General features: G+C 48.9%; 6 protein-coding genes. All 6 read left to right on the forward strand.

Annotated elements, in window-relative coordinates:
• Window positions 1-1243, forward strand: a 1243-nt coding sequence (locus J7M22_13905) for a tetratricopeptide repeat protein (GenBank protein ID MCD6507699.1), incomplete at its 5' end; no start/stop codon positions are given.
• 499 nt (window positions 1244-1742) lie between these two features.
• Complete coding sequence (locus J7M22_13910; GenBank protein MCD6507700.1) at window positions 1743-2687, forward strand: hypothetical protein; 945 nt, start codon at window positions 1743-1745, stop codon at window positions 2685-2687.
• Window positions 2684-4417 (forward strand): glycosyltransferase family 39 protein, encoded by a 1734-nt coding sequence (locus tag J7M22_13915; GenBank protein MCD6507701.1) that lies wholly within the window; start codon window positions 2684-2686, stop codon window positions 4415-4417. Before J7M22_13910 ends, J7M22_13915 begins: the two co-directional genes overlap by 4 nt.
• Window positions 4418-4439: 22 nt before the next feature.
• On the forward strand, window positions 4440-5750 hold the full coding sequence (locus tag J7M22_13920; protein ID MCD6507702.1) for a glycosyltransferase: 1311 nt from the start codon (window positions 4440-4442) through the stop codon (window positions 5748-5750).
• Window positions 5747-6715, forward strand: coding sequence for a glycosyltransferase family 2 protein (locus tag J7M22_13925; GenBank protein ID MCD6507703.1), 969 nt, complete (start codon window positions 5747-5749; stop codon window positions 6713-6715). Before J7M22_13920 ends, J7M22_13925 begins: the two co-directional genes overlap by 4 nt.
• A 76-nt stretch (window positions 6716-6791) precedes the next feature.
• Complete coding sequence (locus J7M22_13930) at window positions 6792-6974, forward strand: 2-oxoisovalerate dehydrogenase (GenBank protein ID MCD6507704.1); 183 nt, start codon at window positions 6792-6794, stop codon at window positions 6972-6974.
• Window positions 6975-7200: the final 226 nt, after the last annotated feature.

Genomic DNA, 7200 nt, shown 5'->3' on the forward strand with positions numbered 1-7200 from the left:
GATGCAGGGGAGGGTGATAGAGATAGAGCTTGCCAAGCCCAGGACGGCGAAGGAGGCGCTTCAGCAGGCGTATACGAAACATTTCCAGGAAAAGGATTATCAGGGGGCGATACAGAAATACAGGTGGATAGTGGAGAGATTCCCTGATAGCGATGAAGCAATAGAAGCCCAATATCGGATAGGGAATATTTATCAGTGGAACCTGTTCGATCTGGGAAAGGCAGTTCAGGAGTATCAGAAGGTGGTAGATAGAGATCGAAACGCTAACTATGTGGCTGAGTCTCTGGTGAGGATAGGTGAATGTTATAGGGCATTAGGCAAGGTGAGGGAGGCTCTCTCTTATTATCAGAAGGTAATCGAGGATTACCCTGATACGCTGTCGGCAGGATGGGCTTTGTATCATATGGGGGAGCACTATCAGGAAACGGGAGAGCTGGAAGAGGCAATCTCCACCTATAATGGCGTAATCAAAAAATTCAAAGATGAGAGGTTGGTGGGAAGCGTAAGATGCAAATTAGGAGAAGCCTACATCTGCCGGAGGGAGTTTGATAAAGCTGCTTCTGAGCTTAAAAACCTTCTCTCCAGTCCTCAGATTTCCGAGGATGTGGAGAGATACGCTAGATATAACCTCGGAATCTGCTATTTGGTCGAGAGAAACTACCAAGCTGCCTTAGGTGAGTTCAAGAAGATAATGGATTACATGTCAGAAGATGCGGAGGCGTTATACCACGCAGGGTACCAGATAACAAAACTCGCAGAATGCAACGGCTGTCCTAGCGAAATCAAGGAAGAGTGTTCAAAGCTTCTACAGATTCATCGAAGGAAATTTCCTGATGTGATGAGGAGGATAATTTCAAGGGAGCCGAAGAACAGTCACCTCCATTATCTCCTTGGCAGATTCTATTTCGACATGAGGGAATACGATAAGGCTTTGCTCGAATTCTCCAAAATCCCGAGTATGAGCGGAGATTACGCTGAAGCTTGCCATCTTACTGCCTTGTGCTACTTTAGGAAGAAAGAATATGCCAAAGCGGTGGAGGAGCTTAAAGCAAAGATGATAAACTTTACTAACAGCATGAGTAAAGCGTTGCTACTTCTGGATATAGCCCAAGGATATCATATGTTAGAGGATTTCTCTAACGCTAGAAGGTACTATAGTATGATCATAGAATCTTACCCTGGGAGACCGGAGGCAGAGGAGGCGAGAATAAAATTGGATATCATGAACAGAATGGGGTTGTAAAAAGGAGGGATGGAAGATGAGGTTACACAGAGTAATTTCCACTTTACTTGTTGGCTTATTTTCGCTCTGGCTTACATCGGCCTTGGAGGATTCAACCCGGATCCTCACCTTTGAAGAGATGTCAAAGATAAAAGGAGGATGGCTGCATAACTGGAAATGTGAAAGGGTTCCGCTTACTGCTTCTTGCCTTAATTATGAATGTGATCCCGATCCTTGGGGAAGTGGTTACTGGAGAACTGACCATAGCTTAGGCTGCCTCGAGTGCTGTCCCGATCATATCGGTTATGAGTGCGACTCAGGCCCTGCATGTGATGAAGATTATTGCATGGGTTGTTACTACGATTTGTATCGTGATAGCGACTGCACGATATTGCTTACCAGCTATAATCTTTACAATGGAGGATGCAGCCATTGTTATGAAAGGATCCTTGTTATGAAGGAATCTCTAAATAAAACACCGTCTCTTGGATAAAACAATTGGGAAAGGAGGATGTTTACCATGAAATACCTAAGCTTCCTTATATCAACTTTCCTTTTGCTCAGTCTATCGAGTTTCTCTAAAGCCTTAGATTTAGAGGAAATCATAAATGGAGTAGAGTTTAACGATTCTTTGGTAAAAAGTGGGATGGGATATATCACTTGTAAAGATGAATTTTCGATTAAGCCTAAAACCGGTTTAAGCCCAGAAGAAGAAGCAAAATCGTGGAGATCCAGCGACAATAAGGAGGTCTTTTTTGCTTTCGAAGGGGAGAAGGCTCGCTGTGACGTTAAATATACCTTGCGCCAAGTTGGTACTGGAAGAGAGGTGCAGGTCAAACATGAGGAAAGCTTTGATGGTGAAAAAGTAATGATGTTTGAGTATGACATCTATGGTAGAGTCATCCGAGCGGTTATACAATCTAAGAAATATTTCTTAACTGCCTATGACCCTAGGATCTGGAGTATACCTATTGACCCTCCGATTCCTCTAGCTAGCTTATTAAAAAAACGAACGAGGAAAAAGATTAAGGTTATATCCGTTAAACTGCTGGGTAGTGAGCCGGTAGAAGATAGTAACTGTTACAAAATACTGGTCGTAACGGATAAAGGCGATATAAAATTTTGGATTGATCCTAACAAAGGGTATAGGCCTCGGAAAATTGAACAGTACGAAGAAAAGCCAATAAAAAGGCGAACGGTAACCCTAGTGGAGTTGCATCAGTATCTAAACAATATCTGGTTCCCAAGCAGGATAGTTTACAGGTTATATGGCTTTGATAAAAGATCAAATAAATATAGACTATCATTCACGAAAACATTGGTAATTCACAGCGATTTTAAGATTAATATCGATGTGCCTGATGAACTGTTTGGGATTAAATTTCCCAAGGGAGTGAAGGTCTATGATAGAAGGATAGGAGGATTTTCCAAGGCTCCGGCTGTTAAGTCGTGGGAAACAGAATGAGCAGAAGATGGTGTCTGTTGGCTATACTCTTGATGAGTATAGTTGCTTTCCTGTATTTTCTATTCACCAAATCCACTCTCCTCTACTTCGACTCCAAAGCGCATCTTCAGATAGCAAGGCAGGTGATAGATGGCCTCACTCCAGGACTCGCCCAGCTCGGTGGGGTGTGGCTCCCCCTCTTCCACTTCCTCATGCTTCCCCTCATCTGGATAGACCCCCTATACCGCTTGGGCATCCCAGGAAGCATCATCTCAATGGCCTCCTTCATTCTCTCCTCCATCCTCATCTTCAAGCTGTCAACCCTCATCCTCAAAGACATCAGATCCGCCCTCCTCTCAACCGCCGTCTTCTCCCTCAATCCCAACATGCTATACATGCAGTCCATCCCCATGACAGAATCCCTCTACATCCTCACCTTCATCTCATCCCTCTACTTCCTGGCGAGATGGGTCATCGACCGGAGGCACAGGGATCTTCTTCTCTCAGCCCTGTGTGTTTTCTTCGCATCGCTTACCAGATATGAGGGATGGAGCCTTATCCCGCTTTACACCATCGTCATAATCGTTGTATCCTTGAGAAGGAACGAGAAGCACGACAAGGGGAGGACGGAAGGGCTCACGGTAGCCTTCCTCTCCCTCGCCTCCTTCGGGGTGATCCTGTGGATCATATGGTGCTTCGTCATATTCGGAGATCCTCTCTACTTCATCTTCGGGGAATACTCCGCCCATCAGTGTCAGGTTAAACTTCACCAAGCCGGATTGCTCCCCACGAAGGGTAATCTCCCCCTGTGCATCTCACAGTATCTGTTGGCATCGGCCAGAAACTCAGGCGAATTCCTCTACCTGATCTTCATCGCCTCGCTGATAGCATTCATCCTGAAAAGGAGGCTGACCTTAAGCTCCCTTCCCCCATATCTCCTTCTCTTCCCCGCCATCTTCCATATAACATCCCTATACCTGGGACACACCGTCCTACTCGTGCCGAAGATGAGCGGGATAAACACAAAGGAGATCTTCAACGCAAGATACGGACTTATGATGCTGCCCGCCATAGCCATCTTCACCCCTCACCTCGCCGGGGGGAGGAGATGGAGAGCAGCCCTCCTGGGAGGGATACTCCTCATACAATACGGATATATGTTCTGCACCGGAGACATAGTCACCCTGAAGGACGCCAGAAGCGGATGGAACAACGGCGATGCCAGGGAGGTAGAGAAATGGCTGGACAAACACTACGACGGGGGATACATACTTGTTGACATCTTCGAGAACAACCCGAGATTCATCGACATGCACATCCCGCTTAAGAGGTTTATCCATCAGGGAACCAGAGGATACTGGGAGAAAGCGATCGGGGAGCTGGCCGAGGAGCAAGAGTCGAGGGTCAAAGGACGAAAATCCCATCTCTCGACTCTTAACTCTCAACCCTTGACCGTAAGATGGATCTGGATGAGGAAGGGGGATAGGGTGTGGAGGAGAATTCACGGGAGCAAGGTGTTGAGACGCCGCTATCGGATCGTCTTCAGGGAAAGGGAGATGTATCTGTACCGACATAAGGAGACGGGAGACAGGAGGCAGGAAGCAGGGGAGACAGGGAGACAAGGAGAGGAAAGAGACGTATTGCGTAGGGCGTATTGCGACCGGCATGAGCAAGCTCATAAGTGTGGGAAGACCTGTCTCCTGCCTCCTGCTTCCTTTGAATTGAACCATGAATGCCAAAAGAACACTTGACGGACGACAGAAGATCGACCTGGTGTTTCTGATTGCCGCATCAATGAGCCTGATATGGATCAATTGGTTCGGCTATCTCCTGACCGTCGTGGGGATATGCATAGCCCTCTACATCCTCACAGCGGCCTTCAAACTGTATCCCCTCATACGATCGGGGAGGGGAGGAGCTGTCAGGTCCACCGGTGAGGAGATATCCGAGCTGAAGGATGACTCCCTGCCCCGATACACCATCATGGTTCCCCTCTACAGGGAGGGTGAAGTCGTGGAGGGACTGATCGAGGCGATCTCAAACATGGATTATCCAAAGGGGAAGCTCGAGGTGCTGCTGCTTCTGGAGGAGGATGATCGTGAGACCATGGAGGCGTTGGGGAGGATGAGGATGCCGGAAAACTTCAAGAAGCTGATCGTTCCAGGAGGGTATCCCAAAACCAAGCCCAGGGCATGTAACTTCGGGCTGAGACACGCCACGGGGGAGTATCTGGTCATATATGACGCTGAGGACAGACCCGAAAGGGATCAGCTCAAGCAGGCCGCCTTGGCCTTCAGGAAATGCGGAGATGAGAAGGTCGCCTGCTTTCAGGCCAAGCTGAACTTCTACAACCCCAGGCAGAACCTGCTGACGAGGCTCTTCAGGCTGGAGTACACATTCTGGTTCGATCTGATGCTGCCGGCACTTTCATCTATAAACGCTCCCGTCCCTCTTGGTGGATCCTCCAACCATTTCAGAAGGGAGGTCCTGGAGAAAATAGGCGGATGGGATGAGTTCAACGTCGCGGAGGATTGCGATATGGGTATGAGGCTGAATAGGAAAGGTTACAGGGTGGGCGTGTTGAACTCCACCACCTGGGAGGAGGCCGCAAGCGAGCTTGGAAACTGGATGGGACAGAGATCCAGATGGATGAAGGGATACATCCAGACGTACCTGGTGCATATGAGGGAGCCTGTAAGGTGTATGAGGGAGATGGGCGTCTTCAACTTCCTCACCTTCAACATGATAGTCGGTTTCGGGACGATGCTCTCACTCTTGAATCCCGTCTTTTGGCTCATGTTTCTCTGGCATATGGCGAGCGGATCGGCTTTCATCGAGTCGCTGTTCCCCGGGGTGATAGGGTACATGGGGAGTTTCAGCCTCATTTTTTTAAACTTCGCCTTCATCTACCTGATGATCATCTCGGCGCTCGTGAGGGAGGATTATGATCTGGTGAAATACGGGCTGCTGAGCCCCATAAGCTGGGTCTTGATGAGCGTGGCGGGGTGGAGGGGATTGATGGAGCTCATCTTCAAGCCTCATTACTGGCGGAAGACCAAACATGGGGAGGTTAAGGGGATATGATCTCGGTCGTGGTTCCCATCTACAACGAGGAGGAGGTTCTTCTGGAGCTTTATCGGAGGTTGAAGAGGGTGATGGAAGGGATCGGCGAGCCATATGAGATCATCTTCGTCAACGATGGCAGCGAGGATAGGTCGCTACAGGTGATGATGGAGCTGCGGGAGAGGGATGCTCGTGTGAAGATCGTGGATCTCTCCCGCAACTTCGGTCATCAGATAGCCATTACGGCGGGTATGGATTATTCGTGTGGGGATGGGGTGATAGTGATGGATGGGGATCTTCAGGACCCTCCGGAGGTGATAGAGGAGTTAGTGAGGGTGTGGAGGGAGGGGTATGATGTGGTACATGCCGTGAGGGTGGCTAGAAGGGGTGAGGGCTTTTTCAAGCGATTCACTGCCAGGGGGTATTATCGCCTGATAGGGATGATATCAGAGGTGGATATCCCCAGGGAGGTTGGCGATTTTCGGCTGCTGAGCCGTAGGGTGGTGGATGAGGTGAGGGGGATGAGGGAGAGGAGCCGCTTCATCCGAGGGCTTGTGAGGTGGGTGGGTTTCAGGCAGGGGGAGATCTACTACGAAAGGGAGGAGCGTTTTGCGGGGGAGAGCAAGTATACCCTCAGGAGGATGGTGAGGTTCGCCCTGGATGGTGTGACCTCATTTTCGAGGGTGCCTTTGGAGGTTCCCCTCTATGTGGGGTTATGTGTTTCGGGATTATCGTTTTTGTGTATACTCGTGTTGATGGTTCTCGGCTTTCTGCGAGGAGCTCTTTGGGGATATGGATTGATATTGGCTTCGATGTTGTTTCTAGGAGGGGTGGAGTTGGTCTTTATCGGGATATTGGGGGAGTATGTTGGTCGGATATACGAGGAGGTTAAGGGTCGGCCGTTGTATGTGGTGCGAGAGGCAGTTGGATTTGATGGAAGTCATCTCTCAGGCTCTAGGCACTATAGATGTTCCGATCTTGGCTGATAAGCTCGAGCTGGAACTGAGACGCTGGGCGGCCAGCTTGAGGTGAAGGTGATGTTAAGATCAAGGAGGTTGAGCTATGATAGCTAAAGAGATCATATTCCTCGTTGAGGAATCTCCTGAGGGGGGATACGAAGCAAGAGCGTTAGGCTATTCCATCTATACCGAGGCGGAAACGCCGGAAGAACTTAAAAGTATGGTTAAAGAGGCTATCAAATGTCACTTCGAGGATGAGGAGGCTCCCAGGAAATTTTCCCCTTGACAAGCATGGGGGGGGGCTAGTGTATAATAACAATTGAAATTTAGATAGGCAGGTGGTGAAGGTTCATCCAGGATCGGAGGTTAATGTGGGCGCTCCGCTATCATGTGTCAGAGGTATCAGGCTGTTGTTAGGCATCAGCCGTACTCCCTCCTGAAGTTAGATCTGGCAGGTTAGGATATCTGGAAAATCCATCATAACATCCAAGGAGTGTGATAGGATGAGGATA

It is taken from the genome of Candidatus Poribacteria bacterium, from assembly GCA_021162805.1.
In the GTDB taxonomy this organism is placed as follows: Bacteria; Poribacteria; WGA-4E; order B28-G17; family B28-G17; genus JAGGXZ01.

What these genes read in the sequence shown, in the direction of transcription:
- J7M22_13930 (MCD6507704.1), top strand. Translation starts at nt 6,792, where the DNA reads ATGATAGCTAAAGAGATCATATTCCTCGTTGAGGAATCTCCTGAGGGG.
- J7M22_13925 (MCD6507703.1), top strand. Translation starts at nt 5,747, where the DNA reads ATGATCTCGGTCGTGGTTCCCATCTACAACGAGGAGGAGGTTCTTCTG.
- J7M22_13915 (MCD6507701.1), top strand. Translation starts at nt 2,684, where the DNA reads ATGAGCAGAAGATGGTGTCTGTTGGCTATACTCTTGATGAGTATAGTT.
- J7M22_13910 (MCD6507700.1), top strand. Translation starts at nt 1,743, where the DNA reads ATGAAATACCTAAGCTTCCTTATATCAACTTTCCTTTTGCTCAGTCTA.